The sequence below is a fragment of the Devosia epidermidihirudinis genome (assembly GCF_000971295.1).
Taxonomy (GTDB): Bacteria; Pseudomonadota; Alphaproteobacteria; order Rhizobiales; family Devosiaceae; genus Devosia; species Devosia epidermidihirudinis.
The window spans coordinates 159,845-174,299 of sequence record NZ_LANJ01000046.1; the positions used below are offsets into that span (position 1 = coordinate 159,845).

A 14,455-nucleotide genomic window follows, 5' to 3' on the forward strand; every position below is an offset into this window, starting at 1 on the left:
GCCGATGACAGTGCCAAGCCTTCGCAGAAAGGTCCTGTTCTCAGCGCCCACCGCCGCCGTCGTGGTGCCCCTGTTTATGTGCACAGCCCTGAACGCTCTGCTGCGCCCCTGGCTCGCAGAAAGACTCGGCGGCACACTGGTGCTCTTCGGTAACGCCGTGCGAGGACCTGATCGCTGGTGGTCGTTCGATGCGGCCACACGGGCCGATCACCCGGTGCTCACCGGCTTCCTTAGCACTTCAGATGGTGCGCTCGCCATGATGACCTTCGCGCTGATCGCGTTGCTGCTGATCGGTGGATGGGCTTTCGCACGCATCCACCGCCGCTTGGCAAAGCCCAGATCCCGCCCCGACTACTGAGTCACGCGCAGGAAGGACAGCTTGCGACCGATATCGGCAAACACATCCGCGAGGCCGGCGCTGGTCGTCGCCTCGTAGGCGTGCGAAGCGTCCGTCGCACAGTTGGCCATGATCTGCTTGGCTGCAGTCAGGTTGGCCACGTCCAGCCCCACGGTATAGACGCGAATACCCACCCGCTTCATTTCCGTACAAAGCTTTTCGGCCTGGGTGAACGCACTGCCATTGGGCGCATTGCAGGTAATCTTATTGGCAGCGTCGCCACTACCCGTTGTGGAGGATCGGCTGAGTACGCCGCTGCAAAACGCGGTGTTGAAATCACCATCCGTCATCAGCACGACCGCGCGCAGGACATTGGGCGTGTCCTTGGGTGCAGGCTGGCTTGCGGCGGGCCAAGGCCCATTGAAGTTTGGCGAGACCATATACCAGGCCCAGCCGACACCCAGGTGACCAGCCGTCGAGCCCACTGCCGAGAGGTTGTTGGCCAGGTTGTGGAGCGTGTCCTTGTTGGTCGTCAGTGGAATGACCTTGGTGGTCAGGCACGGATTCGCGCGTGCGTCATACATGCGCCCGAGCCACGTTTCCTGGGGAGGGGCATCGGTATAGGCATTGGTCGTGCGCTCCGACACGCAGGTGCTTATCGAGTGCCGGCGATCAGTGTTTTTGCCGGTGTTGCCAGACGCCCCCGTATTGGCGTTCTGAAAGAGAAACTCGGAGCATCCCGAGGTGACACAGGAGACGCTGCCGCCTGAAGTGTAGCTCCCATAGTTGTTCAGGCCGTTGGTTCGGGGCGTGTTGACAACGGAAAACGTATTGAGCGTCACATTGGCTATTCGGGACACCAGGAAGGTCGCGCTCGCGGCAGCGGTGCCGCTATCGTCGCCGTTTGGATTGTTGTTAAACCACTTCGTGCTGGCAACTTTTGCGTCGTAATTCTGCATCCCGCCGGTGCCGGTGATGTAGACATTTTCGCCATCGGTCAGCCCGTGCCTGTTTGAAGTCACGACGAGGTCGCACGTCGATACCAGGCACTTTTGCACGGTGCCACCAGATCCTGCCTTCAGTTTCGATCCGTTGAACGCCTTACCGTCAGGCGTCTGCAACGTGAATTTTCTCGGGGATGTAACGGCCCTGACCACAAGTATCGTGTTGCTAAGTCCCGTCATGGTCGAGACGTTGGAGACGTAGATCGTGTCACCCGCCTTGAGGCTATGGTCGGTGCTTGTGGTTACCTCCACAGGGTCTGTCGCTGACGTGGTGGTGATGGTTTTCGCACTGTCTGCCGACCATGCGACGCTGGTAATACCCGTGGGTTGCCTGATGCCGCCGCGGATCGCGCCGGCATAGGTCCCGAGGTTCACACTCGCTGAATAGGGAACGATGGCCATCTTGGAATAGGTTGGCGTCTGCTCGTCCTGCACCACGATGTCGATGAGAGTGTTCAAGGCGTCTTTCAGCGCATCAAGCTTGGTGCGTTTGCCGGTGCCGCCTGCGCCTGCCGAGATGAGTTCGGACATGGATCCGGTCACGTCGATTGCCACAGCCACTTCAACGTTCAGCGAACCGCGCGTCGTTTCTGACTTGACGCGGGCGCCAAGCGTTTGGACACCGACCAACGAAACGAAGATCGTTGGCATCTCGATCTCGGCGTCAATGAACAGCGATCCAAGAACCTTGTCGATCTTGACGTCTGTAATGTCGGCTGTGACCCGTGTGTCACCGATACGATCGACGATCAAAGCCAGGGCGCGCTTTTGTATGTCGTCCTTGCTCGCCTTCATGATTTCCGGCTGCAGCGCCAGGGCGGCCGCGTCGAGCGCAATTTGAGCGCGGCTTCGCGTTTGCTCGAGCGACACATAGTCGACCACAGCCCCACCGAGCGCGATGATGACGACAGCCATGATGCCAAACATCACGGCAAATGCACCTCTTTCATCCCGACGAAATCGGGAGATCAACTGGAGGATTGAAGTCATCACGCAGCACCCATAAGTCTTTCGCTCCATTTCGGAGCGCACTAAGTCTTGCTCAAAAACCTTATTAAAGGACGACTACCTTCGTATAAAGTTTGACACGTTCATAAAGGTCGACGACATCCGCATTGGTCATGCGAATGCAGCCGGACGACACGTTCTGTCCGATACTCCAGGGCTCGGTCGTGCCGTGAATGCGGTATAGCGTCGAGCCGATATAGAGGGCGCGGGCCCCCAGTGGATTGTTCGGGCCGCCTTCCATAAAGCGGGGCAGTTCGGGACGACGCCGAAGCATTTCGGGCGGAGGCGTCCAGCCTGGCCATTCCGCCTTGCGGGTCACCTGATGGGTGCCGCTCCACTCGAAGCCCGATTTTGCGACGCCGATGCCGTAGCGCAGGGCGCGACCATCCCCCAGTACGAAAAACAGAAAATGCGCGCGCGTATCGATAACGATCGTGCCGCTGCGCTCGTTGGTGGGATATTGCACCACTTGTCGCAGGAACATTGGATGCACCTGGCTATTGCCCTGCAGCATCAGTGCGTGTTTGGGCTTGCCGGTGGTCATGGTTATGCCGGGTGGAGGCGCAAAGCGCCAAGCCTGCGCCAGCGCCGGCGTCATCATTGGCAGCGATACCAGCAAGGCCAGCCCGGCCCGCACCATCATCCTGATGATCTTCATCGTCTCATCCGCACTTGCTCCGGCCCTGTGCCGGTTCAGCGCGGCAATCTCGCGCAAATTGTCCAATTTGCGGTGAAGCGGCATGGTTAAGTCATTGGCGATGCGGTTGGTTAGCCAAGCAATAACGAATGCCGTCGGTGCCGCCGGTCAAAATCGGGTCGCGGGCAATTCCAATCTGCGCCAAGTCGGCCTAATCAGGCCCTGTCGGAAACGGGAACGAGTCAGCATGTCGAACGAGCCAAATGTAGATGGTCTGCCACGCTGCCCTTGGCCCGGCGAGGATGCGCTCTACCGCCATTATCACGACTACGAATGGGGCCGTCCCGTCACCGACGATGTCCGTCTGTTCGAAAAGATTTGTCTGGAAGGGTTCCAGTCCGGCCTGTCCTGGATCACCATCCTGCGCAAGCGCGAGCGCTTTCGCGAGGTTTTCCATGGCTTCGATATCGCCAAAGTCGCGGCCATGACCGAGGCCGATGTGGAGGTGCTGCTGCAAGACGCGGGCATCATCCGCCATCGCGGCAAGATCAACGCGACCATCAACAATGCTAAGCGCGCCCTGCTGCTGCAGAAGGAGTTCGGCTCGCTCGCCGCTTATTTCTGGCGCTTCGAGCCGAAGCCCGGACATCGTGAAGAGGACTATTCCTGGGCTGCCCTCAGCGCTGTCGGACAGACCGATGCCTCGCGCGCTCTCAGCAAGGATCTGCGCAAGCGTGGGTTCAACTTTGTCGGTCCCACCACGTGCTACGCCTTCATGCAGGCCATGGGCATGGTCAATGACCACACGGAAGACTGCTTCTGCCGCGTTGAGGTGGAAGCGCAGCGCGCCGCACTCGTTCGCCCTAAATAGCCTACCTGGCCAACCTGTTGCCCATTCGCAACGATTTCGCGGCGCTGCGGCATGCCGCCACATATGCGCTTGCGCATCACGCGGCCGTGAGTTAGCGGATATGCGTCCATAAACGCCGTACCCGAGGGAGGCTTATACATGACTGCCATGTTCACACTCCATCAGGGTCCCAAAGCAGCGCATTTCAGCCGAGGTTGATCCCTCGTTCTCAATCGCTCCGGTCCCTAGGACCGCGGACATTTCCATAATCACCAGACACTGATGCGCCGAATTCGGGTCGCTTAGCGCCCCTGACTCCGGTCCATCCGTCTTCACATCTCACCAGAGGCCGGATCGCGTTTTTGCGCGCCCGGAAACATCATGACTCACAATGCACTCTCCGAGCGCAGTATTGTGCTGCGCCTTGAATTCTCCATCGCCGATGCCGTTCATCAGCGCGGTCTGCTCGCCGTCCTCGGCGCAGCGATTTCGGCTTGGTGGAACCGCCCACGGCTGCCGCCCGAATTGCCGGCCCATCTGCGGACTGACGTTGGCCTATTGCCAGATTCAGACTCCCCGCAATGGTTCGACCTTCCGGCGCATCCAATTCTCCCACCGCCCTTGCGGAGACCGGGAATGTAAGAGCAGGGGAGATCGGGTTCGCCCGGTCTCCCCACCCAGCCGACTTAACTTAGGGTTGCACATGGCGTTTCGCCCTGTGCCCCTGTTGTCTCAATCTCCCCGATCCGCTAGGAACGGCGCGACTTCTAAGGACTGCCAGATGACCGAAAAGACCAAGCTGATCGCTCCGCGCCTGCCCCGTGGTTTTGAAGACCGCACGCCGGGCGAGATCGCCGCCGTGGGCGCCATGATCGACAAGATCAAGGCAGTCTATGAGCGCTATGGTTTTGACCCCGTCGAAACCCCGCTTTTCGAGTTCACCGAAACCCTCGGCAAGTTCCTGCCCGATACCGATCGGCCCAATGCCGGCGTGTTCTCGCTGCAGGACGATGACGAACAGTGGATGAGCCTGCGCTACGATCTGACTGCGCCGCTTGCTCGCTACTTCGCCGAGAATTTCGAAACCCTGCCCAAGCCCTACCGCTCCTATCGGCAGGGCTACGTGTTCCGCAACGAAAAGCCCGGTCCGGGCCGCTTCCGTCAGTTCATGCAGTTCGACGCTGACACCGTTGGTGCCGGTGGCCCCGAGGCCGACGCCGAAATGTGCATGATGATGGCTGACGTCATGGATGCGCTGGGCCTTGCCGGCCAGTACGTTGTCCGCGTCAACAATCGCAAAGTCCTCGATGGCGTTCTGGCCACCGCAGGCGTCACCACCGATGAGCAGAAGCTCACCGTGCTGCGCGCTATCGACAAGCTCGACAAGTTCGGCACCGAAGGCGTCAAGCTATTGCTGGGCGCTGGTCGCAAGGATGAAAGCGGCGACTTCACCAAAGGCGCCGGCCTCACCGCTGAGCAGATCGAGCCCCTGCTCACCTATATCGGCAGCGGCACGCCCGCCGAAGGCGTCGAAAAGGGCAGCAATGCTCATGTCATCGCCACCATCAACACACTGGCCGGTCTTATCGGCGGCTCCGAAACGGGCCTTCAGGGCGTGCAGGAACTGGCCTCCATTTTTGGCCTAGTCAGCGCTGCCGGTTTTGGCGGTCGCGTCATCCTCGATCCGTCTGTCGTGCGTGGCCTTGAATATTACACCGGCCCGGTCTTTGAGATCGAGCTGACCTTCCAGGTGCAGAACGAAAAGGGCCAGCCGGTCGTCTTCGGTTCCGTCGGTGGCGGTGGCCGCTACGACGGCCTCGTGTCGCGCTTCCGTCGCGAACCAGTCCCAGCAACGGGCTTCTCCATCGGCGTCTCGCGTCTGGCCAATGCGCTCAAGCTCACCGGCAATCTCGGTTCCACCGAGCCCGCAGGCCCGGTCGTGGTGCTCGTCATGGATAAGGACCAGATGGCTGGCTATCAGGCCATGGTGGCCGAGCTACGCAATGCCGGCATCCGCGCCGAAATGTTCCTGGGTAACACCAAGAACTTCGGCAAGCAGGTTGCCTATGCCGATAAGCGCAACGCGCCTGCCGTCATCATCGAAGGCAGCCAGGAGCGCGAGCAGGGCATTCTGCAGATCAAGGACTTGATCGCCGGCAAACAGGCCGCTGCCGCCATCACCGACAATGCCGAATGGAAAGCCGCGCGTCCCGGCCAGTTCGAGGTCAAGCGCGAAGACCTCGTCACCGCGATCAAAGACCTGCTGGCGGCGCAACAATGAGTGGTGCTGCAGTCCGCCGCGCCCAGCTAGAATCCCTCGTCGAGGCGCAGGGCGCCTGCCGCGCCTCGCCGCCACTGCTGTTATCGGCGGATGCCTATTTCGATCTGGCGGGCGAGGAATTCGGCCGCCGCCTGCTGCTGACCACGGACACCACCGGCGCCGAACACTGCCTGCGCCCGGACTTCACCCTGCCCATCGTGCAGTCCTATATTGCCGATGGCGTGGGCGAGCCCGCAGCCTTCTCCTATCTCGGTCCCATCTTCCGCCAGCGCGAGACCGGCCCCGCCGAATTCGATCAGGCCGGTATCGAGCTGCTGGCGCAGACCGATGGCGATGTTGCGCTCGATCAGGTGCTGACCTTCGCCCGCGCTGCACTCTCCATTTTCGGCGTCGCTCCCACCATCCGCCTCGGCGGCGTTGGGCTGTTCGAGGCGCTGCTGGTGCAGGCCGACATGCCCGACCCGTGGCGCAGCCGCATCCGCCAGCGCTTTGGGCACACCGAGGCGCTCAATCGCCTGCTGGCCCGTCTGGCCGTAACGCACGACACCGATCATGTCTCCCAGCCGTCCCGTGATGCGCTGGTCGAAGACATCACCGAGCAGATGGTCGCCGCCGGTCTCAGCCTGTCTGAAGGCCGCACCCCGGGCGAGATTGCTGATCGCTACCTCGAAAAGGCCATGCTCAATGACTCGCATGTGCCCGCCGCAACGCTGAAGCTCCTCAATGATTATCTCGCGATCTCCGGCCCTGTGCTGCAGTCGCTGACCCGCATTGAGGCTTTGGCGGCCGAACACAAGCTGATGCTGGGTGCGCCTATCCGCGCCATTCGCCGTCATCTCGACGGGCTGGGCGAAGCTCGCGTCACCTTCGACGCCAGCTTTTCGCCGCGCCTCGATTATTACACCGGCATCGTCTTTGAAATGACTGGCGCCAACGACGAAATCCTGGCCTCAGGCGGTCAGTACGATCGTCTGCTGGAGCGTCTCGGCGCCACCGCGCCCATCGCCGCCTCCGGCTGCGCCGTCTGGGTGGATCGCCTTGAAAGCGAGGTTCGCGCATGACCGGCATTACGCTCGCCGTCCCCTCCAAGGGGCGCCTCGAAGAACTCACCCGCGACTGGTTCGCTCAGAACGGTCTGACCATTACCCGCCCCGGTGGTGCGCGCTCTTATCTCGGCGCGATTGATGGCCTTCCCGACGTCACCGTGCGCTTCTATCCGGCCTCCGAGATTGCCCGCGAGCTGATCCGTGGCAATATCGACTTCGGCATCACGGGCCGCGATCTGATCCACGAAACCAGCGAGACCGGTCCAGCCTCGGTCTCCATTGCCAAGCCGCTGGGCTTCGGCAAGGCCGATTGCGTCGTGGCCGTGCCCGACAGTTGGATCGACGTCACCCACATGCACGATCTGGCCGACGTCGCCTCGGACTTCCGCAGCCGTCATGGCCGCTGGATGCGCATCGCCACCAAGTACATCAACATCACCCGCCAGTATTTCGCTCAAGCCGGTATTGCCGAGTATCGCACGGTCGAAAGCCTCGGCGCGACCGAAGCCGCCCCGGCATCTGGCGTGGCCGATATCGTTGTCGATATCACCACCACCGGCTCGACGCTGGCTGCCAATGGCCTCCGCGTTCTCGAAGATGGCGTGATGCTGCAAAGCGAAGCCTGCCTGATCGTCTCGCGCACTGCCGATTGGTCGGACGAGCGCCGCGCGATCATGTCGGCCCTGCTGCAAAAGCTGGGCGCTTCGTCGGAGTTTTGAAGGGCAGGGCGCTTAGCCCTGCTTGTGCGCCCGAAACACCAGCGTATGTGCCGCCGTCAGGTTGGTCAGCATGCCGGCGAGGCTTCCGATGCCAACCGCAAGCGCCGGTTTCCACCCGCCCGATGGCAGAAGCGCCATGGCGAGGCCATAGGTCATCCAGTTGATCGCCCCACCCGGGATCATCGCCAGCAGATAGCGCAGGAACTCGTAGTGCTTGCCCTCAGCGGCGGCTCGGTCGGCAAAGGCAAAGTTGCGGTTGATCAGCCAGGTCATCAGCACGGCGCAGGCAAATGACAGCGCCCGCCCGCCAATTGGCCCCAGCCACCCAATGCAGAACGACAGCACGCTCGCATCGACTGCATAGCCGAAGGCACCGGCTATCGCAAAAGGCAGCAGCCGCTTCACGACGTCGCCCGTTTCGGCCGCTCGCTGACCGCTGGGATATCGAGGTAGCGCAGGCGCTTGGCTTCGGCGCGCCCGGTCACCACACTGTCCATGATCACGGCGGTTGCGCCGGTGACAATGGCGGCAATCATGATCAGCCCACCCAGCACCGCCGTTGGCAGGCGTGGCACCAGACCTGTCTCGAAGAACTCAAAGAATATCGGCAGCGTCAGCAGCACGGAAACGACGATGCCCGCTGCCGCAATGGTAGAATAGAGTTGGCGTGGCCGCTCGCGCACATAAAGCCGCAGGATGGATTTGAGAATGGCGAAGCCGTCCCGGATCGTTCCCAGCTTGCTGACAGACCCTTCGACGCGCGATCCATAAGCGGTCTGCATTTCGCCATAGGGCGCGCGCAGCTCCAGCGCGTGAATGGTCAGCTCGGTTTCAATCTCGAACCCCTTGGACAGCGCCGGGAAGGATTTGACGAAACGGCGCGACAGCACCCGATAGCCTGACAGCATGTCGGTAAAGCCGCCACCGAACACCTGAGCCACGGTTCCGGTCAGCAGCCGATTGCCCCACGCGTGCCCCGGCCGATATTCCAGGCCATCGCCCACGGGCTGGCGGGTACCCACCACCATATCGAGACCATCGTCTAGCAGCCGGTCTACCAGCGCGCGCGATTTGGGAGCGTCATAGGTGCCGTCGCCATCTGCCATGACGTAGATATCGGCCTCAACATCGGCAAACATGCGGCGAACCACATTGCCTTTGCCCCGCTGGCCGACATGGCGCACATGGGCCCCTGCGGCTCGCGCAGCTTCGGCCGTGCCGTCAGTTGACGCGTTGTCAAACACATGGATTTCCGCTTCCGGCAGCGCCTCGGAAAAGGCTGCAATGACGCTCGCGACCACAAGTACTTCATTGTAGCAGGGCAGTATCACCGCTACACGGTTGCCCCGATAGAGATTCGTCGACATCCCAGCCCCATCCCAAGTTGGCGTGATGATAGCGCGGGAAAGTTCGAGAATGGTAACGGTGCCAAAACATGCTTGATCCCTTGACCCTTCTTGCCTTGGGCGCGGTGGGCACGTTGGCCGGATTTGTCGATGCCATTGCGGGTGGGGGCGGGATGATCGCGCTGCCGGCCCTCCTGTCGGCAGGGCTGCCACCGGTGTCGGCGCTGGCGACCAACAAATTGCAGTCGGTGTTCGGCACAGGCATGGCGGCGCTTACCTATTGGCGCCGAGGCTTTGTCTCGCTGAAGGCGCTCATTCCCGCCATCGCCTTCACTTTCGTCGGCAGTTTTCTTGGCGCCATGGTGGTCAAGCAGGCTGACACCAGTCTGCTCGACATTGCCGTGCCCGTGGCGCTGATCGGTATCGCGCTCTACTTCCTGTTCGCCCCAAACCTTTCGGACGCCGACAAGGCCGCGCGGCTGCCATTTGGCATGTTCGTTCCGCTGATGGGTTTTGCCATTGGCTTTTACGACGGCATATTTGGCCCCGGCACGGGCTCATTCCTCACCATCGGCTTCGTCATGCTGTTCGGGTTCGGGCTCACCCGCGCCTCGGGCAACACCAAGATCCTTAACCTCACCTCCAACCTGGCCGCGCTGGCGATCTTCATTCCGGCTGGAGATGTCGTCTGGCCGGCAGCGCTGGCCATGGGCATCGGACAGCTGGTCGGTGGCTATATTGGTGCTCGCACGGGCATTCGCTACGGCGCCAAGCTGATCCGGCCGCTGGTGGTCGTGGTCTCGATCGCACTGGCGGTTCGCCTGCTGGTCTTCCGCTAAGGGGGCCACGCCCTCGTGGTTCGACAGGCTCACCATGAGGTCTACGGCTAGGGCCGCGCATTTACAGTAGACCTCATCCTGAGCTTGTCGAAGGACGAGGTCGTGGCGGGAACTACCCGAGACCTATTCCAGCCCAGCCGCCAAACGCAGCGCCGCGTTGATACGATCCTGCCAGCCGGGGCCGTCTTCCTGGAAATGCTCAAGCACGGCGCGGTCGAGGCGTAGCGACACCATTTCCTTGCCTTCAGGCGGAGCCGTCACTTTGGGTGCGGCCGCCACTGGCTTGCTCGTCACAGCCTTGAAAGCAGCTTCGGCGTTATCGAGCGCGCTGCCAGTCCGTCGGGTGGGCTTCATCGAATCTTCCTCGTATCCTTTCCCAGTTTACCGCCAGCCACAGGGTAGGGGCCAACGAAAAAGGCGCGGTGTTTCCACCGCGCCTCCTGCAAAGTCCGTGACTGGGAAGTAACGAGACTTCGTAGCTCTATATTCTTTTCGGGCGGCAAGGCCGCCCGGCCGTCGGCCGCACCCGCGTAGGGCCAGCGATCGGCAGTTTGCCGATCGCGAAACGGCCCGCGAGCGAGAAGGGAATCTAGTTCGCTTTTGCGAACTAGAAATCCATGCCGCCCATGCCGCCCATGCCGCCGCCGCCTGGCATTGCCGGTGCGTCGTTCTTGGGGGCTTCAACGATCAGGGCTTCCGTCGTGATCAGCAGCGATGCAACCGAAGCTGCGTCCTGCAGAGCGTGACGGACAACCTTCACTGGGTCGATAACGCCGAGTGCAACGAGGTCACCGTATTCGCCGGTAGCAGCGTTGTAGCCGAAGTTCGCCGAGGAGTTCTCGAGGATCTTGCCAACAACGACCGAACCTTCAGCGCCAGCATTGTTGGCGATGGTGCGAACTGGCTCCTGCAGGGCGCGACGAACGATCGCGATACCAGCAGCCTGGTCAGCGTTGATGCCGGTTGCCTTGATGGCATGCGAAGCGCGCAGCAGAGCGACGCCGCCGCCGGGGACGATGCCTTCTTCAACAGCAGCGCGGGTAGCGTTCAGCGCGTCGTCGACGCGGTCCTTGCGCTCCTTGACTTCAACTTCAGTCGAGCCGCCAACGCGGATCACAGCAACACCGCCGGCGAGCTTTGCCAGACGTTCCTGCAGCTTTTCCTTGTCGTAGTCCGAAGTGGTTTCTTCGATCTGCGCCTTGATCTGGCCAACGCGACCCTGGATGTCTTCGGCAGAGCCGGCGCCATCAACGATCGTGGTGTTTTCCTTGGTGATTTCAACGCGCTTGGCAGTGCCGAGCATGTCGATGGTCACGTTCTCGAGCTTGATGCCGAGGTCTTCCGAGATCACCTGGCCACCGGTCAGGATGGCGATGTCTTCGAGCATTGCCTTGCGGCGATCGCCGAAGCCTGGAGCCTTGACGGCAGCAACCTTGAGGCCGCCGCGCAGACGGTTGACGACGAGGGTCGCAAGAGCCTCACCTTCAATGTCTTCAGCAATGATCAGCAGTGGGCGCTGCGACTGAACAACCGACTCAAGGATCGGCAGGATAGCCTGCAGGTTCGAGAGCTTCTTTTCGTGCAGGAGGATCACTGGATCTTCCAGAACGGCAGTCATCTTCTCGGCATTGGTCACGAAGTATGGCGACAGGTAGCCGCGGTCAAACTGCATGCCTTCAACGACGTCGAGCTCGGTCTCGGCAGTCTTGGCTTCTTCGACGGTGATCACACCCTCGTTGCCAACCTTCTGCATGGCTTCAGCGATCATGTCGCCGATCGAGGTCTCGCCGTTAGCCGAGATCGTGCCAACCTGAGCAACTTCGGAGGACGAAGTGATCTTCTTGGCCGAAGCCTTCAGCGAAGCCACAACTTCTTCAACAGCCAGGTCGATACCGCGCTTGAGATCCATTGGGTTGAAGCCGGCAGCAACTGCCTTCACGCCTTCAACAACGATGGCCTGACCCAGAACGGTCGCGGTGGTGGTGCCGTCGCCAGCAACATCATTGGTCTTGGAAGCAACCGAGCGCAGCAGCTGTGCGCCGAGGTTTTCGAACTTGTCTTCCAGTTCGATTTCCTTGGCAACCGACACGCCGTCCTTGGTGATGCGTGGAGCACCAAACGACTTTTCGATCACAACGTTGCGGCCCTTTGGACCGAGGGTCACCTTGACTGCGTTAGCCAGGATGTTGACGCCGCGGAGCATCTTGTCGCGTGCGTCGGTGGAGAACTTTACTTCTTTAGCTGCCATGTGAGGCGCTCCTTAGAAAGGGGTGGGGACGAATGGGATCGAAAGGCGATTAGCCTTCGATGATGCCCATGATGTCGGATTCTTTCATGATCAGCAGGTCTTCACCGTCGACCTTGACTTCGGTGCCGCTCCACTTGCCGAACAGCACGCGGTCGCCGGCCTTCACGTCTGGAGCGACGCGGGCACCAGCTTCGTCACGGGCGCCAGGGCCGACCGAAACGATAACGCCTTCGCTTGGCTTTTCCTTGGCGGTGTCAGGGATGATGATCCCGCCTTTGGTCTTTTCTTCGCTGTCGAGACGACGAACGACCACGCGGTCGTGCAGAGGACGGAAGCTCATGTTTGCTCCTATTGGCATCAATCTGAAATGCAATTTCGGACCATTAGCACTCACAATCGTAGAGTGCTAACAGGGTCCCGGGATATATGTGGTTGGGTCTTGAAGAGTCAAGGTCGAGTGAACCCGATTTGGCTTCGCGCGTTATGTTGTGAACGTTCCAACAGCTTGGTGGCACAGCATCATGACGGGTCAATGTCTCGACAAAGATATCAAGATTTCTCCAGCCAAAGGCCGCGTTCACGTCATCTTTGACGACGCCGAGATCGCCAGCTCCATCAATGCGCTTGAGCTCGACGAGCCCGGTCATCCCCTGCGCATCTATATTCCGCGCGACGATGTGCAGCCGGGTATTCTGGAGGCGACCGAGACGCACACCACCTGCCCCTATAAGGGAGAGGCGTCGTATTATACCATCAAGACGCTGACCGCGACCGGCGTCGATCAGGTCTGGTACTATCCCGATCCTTGTCCACTGGTCGAACCCATCCGCGATTATCTCGCCTTCTGGGGCGAGCGCATCGAATATCGCCGCTCCGAGGTCTGAGGTTCCCGATCTTTTTCGCCAACCCCCTTCCACCCCGACGCGTCCTGCGCCATAAGGCAGATATGACCCAAGATAACACTCTTCAGATCAAGCTGCGCCTTAAGAGCGGCAATGGTCCCACCGCCAACTGGCACTGGGAAGTCCTCGATTCCACCGGCAAGGTCCTCAAGACCGGTTCTGCCGTTGGGCCTGAGCATAAGGCATTCGCCACCGCGCGTATCGCCAAGGAAAAGCTGGAGCAATCCGCTAGCCGCTAACGCGGCGCTATCGACGAGACTGCAGTGACCACTTCCGCGAATGCCGTCGCATCAAGCCCCAGCCAACATGTGGGTGGGCCTCTGCGCGGCATCGTGCTCAAAGTGGTCTCGGTCTGCTTCTTCGTCGTCATGGCGACCCTGCTCAAGGCAACCGAAACCATCCCGGCGGGAGAACTTGTGTTCTTCCGCTGTTTTTTTGCCATTCTGCCGGTGGTTGCCTACCTGTTGTGGAAGCGGCAATTGCGCTCTGCGCTTTACACCAAAAACCCGCTCGGCCATGTCGTGCGCGCCTTTGTCGGCGTTGGCTCGATGAGCCTTGGTTTTTTCGCGCTCACCCGGCTGCCGCTGCCTGAATCAACCGCGATCGGCTATGCCGCGCCGCTGCTGATCGTCGTGTTCAGCGCGCTCCTGCTCAAGGAGCGGGTACATATCTTCCGCTGGACCGCCGTTCTGGTCGGCCTGTTCGGGGTCATCATCATCCTCTGGCCACGGCTTACTCTGTTCTCGGGCGGTGGCGTCGTGGGTGATGGGGAGGCCATTGGGGCAGCTGCCGCGTTCGGCGCGGCCATTCTCAGCGCCTTCGCCATGATGCAGGTCCGCCGCCTGGTGCAGACCGAGCGCACCGAAGCCATCGTGGTTTACTTCTTTATCTGCGCCAGCCTGCTCTCGCTCCTGACCATTCCGTTTGGCTGGGTCATGCCCACCCCGCAGCAGGCTGCCTTGCTGATCGGGGCAGGCTTTGCTGGCGGCATCGGCCAGCTGCTGCTGACGTCCTGCTATCGCTACGCCGACATGTCGGTCATCGCGCCATTCGAATATGTCTCGCTGATCCTCACCATTGCCATTGGCTTTCTGGTGTTCTCCGACGTGCCGACGCTGACCATGATCGCCGGCGCTGTTATCATCGTCGGCTCCGGCATCGCGGTCATTCTGCGCGAGCACTATCTTGGCCTCGATCGCCTCAAAGCGCGCGAAGCCAATACGCCTTAAGGGCAACCT

Annotated in this window: 17 protein-coding genes; 10 read left to right on the forward strand and 7 right to left on the reverse strand. The window is 61.0% G+C overall.

Features of this window, described 5'->3' with window-relative positions:
- Positions 1-4 precede the first annotated feature (4 nt).
- Complete coding sequence (locus WH87_RS17410) at positions 5-358, forward strand: hypothetical protein (protein WP_046138894.1); 354 nt, start codon at positions 5-7, stop codon at positions 356-358.
- Here WH87_RS17410 and WH87_RS19180 read toward each other — a convergent pair.
- Both WH87_RS19180 and WH87_RS17420 read right to left on the reverse strand, forming a co-directional pair.
- Entirely contained in the window at positions 352-2,331 is a 1,980-nt protein-coding gene (locus WH87_RS19180) for a TadE/TadG family type IV pilus assembly protein (protein ID WP_197410846.1), read from the reverse strand. The two genes, WH87_RS17410 and WH87_RS19180, sit on opposite strands and share 7 nt — an antisense overlap.
- A gap of 64 nt (positions 2,332-2,395) precedes the next feature.
- Positions 2,396-2,989, reverse strand: a complete 594-nt coding sequence (locus WH87_RS17420; protein WP_455350797.1) for a L,D-transpeptidase — start codon at positions 2,987-2,989, stop codon at positions 2,396-2,398.
- A gap of 244 nt (positions 2,990-3,233) precedes the next feature.
- On the opposite strand from WH87_RS17420, the gene WH87_RS17425 reads away from it, so the two are divergent.
- From WH87_RS17425 to hisG, 5 genes are all read left to right on the forward strand, one after another.
- The gene (locus WH87_RS17425; RefSeq protein WP_046138893.1) at positions 3,234-3,857 is read left to right on the forward strand and encodes a DNA-3-methyladenine glycosylase I; all 624 of its coding nucleotides are present in this window, start codon (positions 3,234-3,236) and stop codon (positions 3,855-3,857) included.
- A gap of 360 nt (positions 3,858-4,217) precedes the next feature.
- A complete protein-coding gene (locus WH87_RS19705) occupies positions 4,218-4,478 on the forward strand; it encodes a hypothetical protein (protein WP_156458277.1) in 261 nt (86 codons plus the stop codon).
- 139 nt (positions 4,479-4,617) lie between these two features.
- Positions 4,618-6,117 carry a histidine--tRNA ligase gene (gene hisS, locus WH87_RS17430; RefSeq protein WP_046138892.1) on the forward strand — a complete coding sequence of 500 codons (1,500 nt, stop codon included), beginning with the start codon at positions 4,618-4,620 and terminating at the stop codon, positions 6,115-6,117.
- On the forward strand, positions 6,114-7,178 hold the full coding sequence (locus WH87_RS17435; RefSeq protein ID WP_052726375.1) for an ATP phosphoribosyltransferase regulatory subunit: 1,065 nt from the start codon (positions 6,114-6,116) through the stop codon (positions 7,176-7,178). The genes hisS and WH87_RS17435 overlap by 4 nt, the downstream gene beginning before the upstream one ends.
- On the forward strand, positions 7,175-7,882 hold the full coding sequence (hisG, locus tag WH87_RS17440) for an ATP phosphoribosyltransferase (RefSeq protein ID WP_046138891.1): 708 nt from the start codon (positions 7,175-7,177) through the stop codon (positions 7,880-7,882). The genes WH87_RS17435 and hisG overlap by 4 nt, the downstream gene beginning before the upstream one ends.
- Before the next feature lie 12 nt (positions 7,883-7,894).
- Here the strand turns inward: hisG and WH87_RS17445 are convergent, their stop codons facing one another.
- Positions 7,895-8,287, reverse strand: coding sequence for a GtrA family protein (locus WH87_RS17445; RefSeq protein ID WP_046138890.1), 393 nt, complete (start codon positions 8,285-8,287; stop codon positions 7,895-7,897).
- Positions 8,284-9,249, reverse strand: a complete 966-nt coding sequence (locus tag WH87_RS17450) for a glycosyltransferase (RefSeq protein ID WP_046138889.1) — start codon at positions 9,247-9,249, stop codon at positions 8,284-8,286. Before WH87_RS17450 ends, WH87_RS17445 begins: the two co-directional genes overlap by 4 nt.
- A gap of 68 nt (positions 9,250-9,317) precedes the next feature.
- Between WH87_RS17450 and WH87_RS17455 the strand changes: the two genes are divergently transcribed.
- Positions 9,318-10,067, forward strand: a complete 750-nt coding sequence (locus tag WH87_RS17455; protein ID WP_046138888.1) for a TSUP family transporter — start codon at positions 9,318-9,320, stop codon at positions 10,065-10,067.
- A gap of 123 nt (positions 10,068-10,190) precedes the next feature.
- On the opposite strand, the gene WH87_RS17460 is transcribed toward WH87_RS17455, so the two are convergent.
- The 3 genes from WH87_RS17460 to WH87_RS17470 form a co-directional block, all read right to left on the reverse strand.
- Positions 10,191-10,421 carry a BrnA antitoxin family protein gene (locus tag WH87_RS17460; protein WP_046138887.1) on the reverse strand — a complete coding sequence of 77 codons (231 nt, stop codon included), beginning with the start codon at positions 10,419-10,421 and terminating at the stop codon, positions 10,191-10,193.
- A gap of 253 nt (positions 10,422-10,674) precedes the next feature.
- On the reverse strand, positions 10,675-12,315 hold the full coding sequence (groL, locus tag WH87_RS17465) for a chaperonin GroEL (protein ID WP_046138886.1): 1,641 nt from the start codon (positions 12,313-12,315) through the stop codon (positions 10,675-10,677).
- Positions 12,316-12,364: 49 nt separating this feature from the next.
- Positions 12,365-12,655, reverse strand: a complete 291-nt coding sequence (locus tag WH87_RS17470) for a co-chaperone GroES (protein ID WP_046138885.1) — start codon at positions 12,653-12,655, stop codon at positions 12,365-12,367.
- Positions 12,656-12,836: 181 nt separating this feature from the next.
- Here WH87_RS17470 and WH87_RS17475 point away from each other — a divergent pair, with 181 nt between their 5' ends.
- From WH87_RS17475 to WH87_RS17485, 3 genes are all read left to right on the forward strand, one after another.
- A complete protein-coding gene (locus WH87_RS17475) occupies positions 12,837-13,199 on the forward strand; it encodes a DUF427 domain-containing protein (RefSeq protein ID WP_046138884.1) in 363 nt (120 codons plus the stop codon).
- A gap of 62 nt (positions 13,200-13,261) precedes the next feature.
- Entirely contained in the window at positions 13,262-13,456 is a 195-nt protein-coding gene (locus tag WH87_RS17480) for a hypothetical protein (protein ID WP_046138883.1), read from the forward strand.
- Between the two features lie 24 nt (positions 13,457-13,480).
- Positions 13,481-14,446 (forward strand): DMT family transporter, encoded by a 966-nt coding sequence (locus tag WH87_RS17485; RefSeq protein ID WP_046138882.1) that lies wholly within the window; start codon positions 13,481-13,483, stop codon positions 14,444-14,446.
- The last annotated feature ends 9 nt before the right edge of the window (positions 14,447-14,455 follow it).

Excerpts from the sequence above, each read along its gene's own strand:
- WH87_RS17420 (WP_455350797.1), bottom strand. The coding sequence starts at position 2,989 with ATGGTGCGGGCCGGGCTGGCCTTGCTGGTATCGCTGCCAATGATGACG.
- groL (WP_046138886.1), bottom strand. The coding sequence starts at position 12,315 with ATGGCAGCTAAAGAAGTAAAGTTCTCCACCGACGCACGCGACAAGATG.
- WH87_RS17435 (WP_052726375.1), top strand. The coding sequence starts at position 6,114 with ATGAGTGGTGCTGCAGTCCGCCGCGCCCAGCTAGAATCCCTCGTCGAG.
- WH87_RS17410 (WP_046138894.1), top strand. The coding sequence starts at position 5 with ATGACAGTGCCAAGCCTTCGCAGAAAGGTCCTGTTCTCAGCGCCCACC.
- WH87_RS17450 (WP_046138889.1), bottom strand. The coding sequence starts at position 9,249 with ATGTCGACGAATCTCTATCGGGGCAACCGTGTAGCGGTGATACTGCCC.
- WH87_RS17470 (WP_046138885.1), bottom strand. The coding sequence starts at position 12,655 with ATGAGCTTCCGTCCTCTGCACGACCGCGTGGTCGTTCGTCGTCTCGAC.
- hisG (WP_046138891.1), top strand. The coding sequence starts at position 7,175 with ATGACCGGCATTACGCTCGCCGTCCCCTCCAAGGGGCGCCTCGAAGAA.
- WH87_RS17455 (WP_046138888.1), top strand. The coding sequence starts at position 9,318 with ATGCTTGATCCCTTGACCCTTCTTGCCTTGGGCGCGGTGGGCACGTTG.
- WH87_RS17480 (WP_046138883.1), top strand. The coding sequence starts at position 13,262 with ATGACCCAAGATAACACTCTTCAGATCAAGCTGCGCCTTAAGAGCGGC.
- WH87_RS17460 (WP_046138887.1), bottom strand. The coding sequence starts at position 10,421 with ATGAAGCCCACCCGACGGACTGGCAGCGCGCTCGATAACGCCGAAGCT.
- WH87_RS19180 (WP_197410846.1), bottom strand. The coding sequence starts at position 2,331 with ATGACTTCAATCCTCCAGTTGATCTCCCGATTTCGTCGGGATGAAAGA.
- WH87_RS17475 (WP_046138884.1), top strand. The coding sequence starts at position 12,837 with ATGACGGGTCAATGTCTCGACAAAGATATCAAGATTTCTCCAGCCAAA.
- hisS (WP_046138892.1), top strand. The coding sequence starts at position 4,618 with ATGACCGAAAAGACCAAGCTGATCGCTCCGCGCCTGCCCCGTGGTTTT.
- WH87_RS17425 (WP_046138893.1), top strand. The coding sequence starts at position 3,234 with ATGTCGAACGAGCCAAATGTAGATGGTCTGCCACGCTGCCCTTGGCCC.
- WH87_RS19705 (WP_156458277.1), top strand. The coding sequence starts at position 4,218 with ATGACTCACAATGCACTCTCCGAGCGCAGTATTGTGCTGCGCCTTGAA.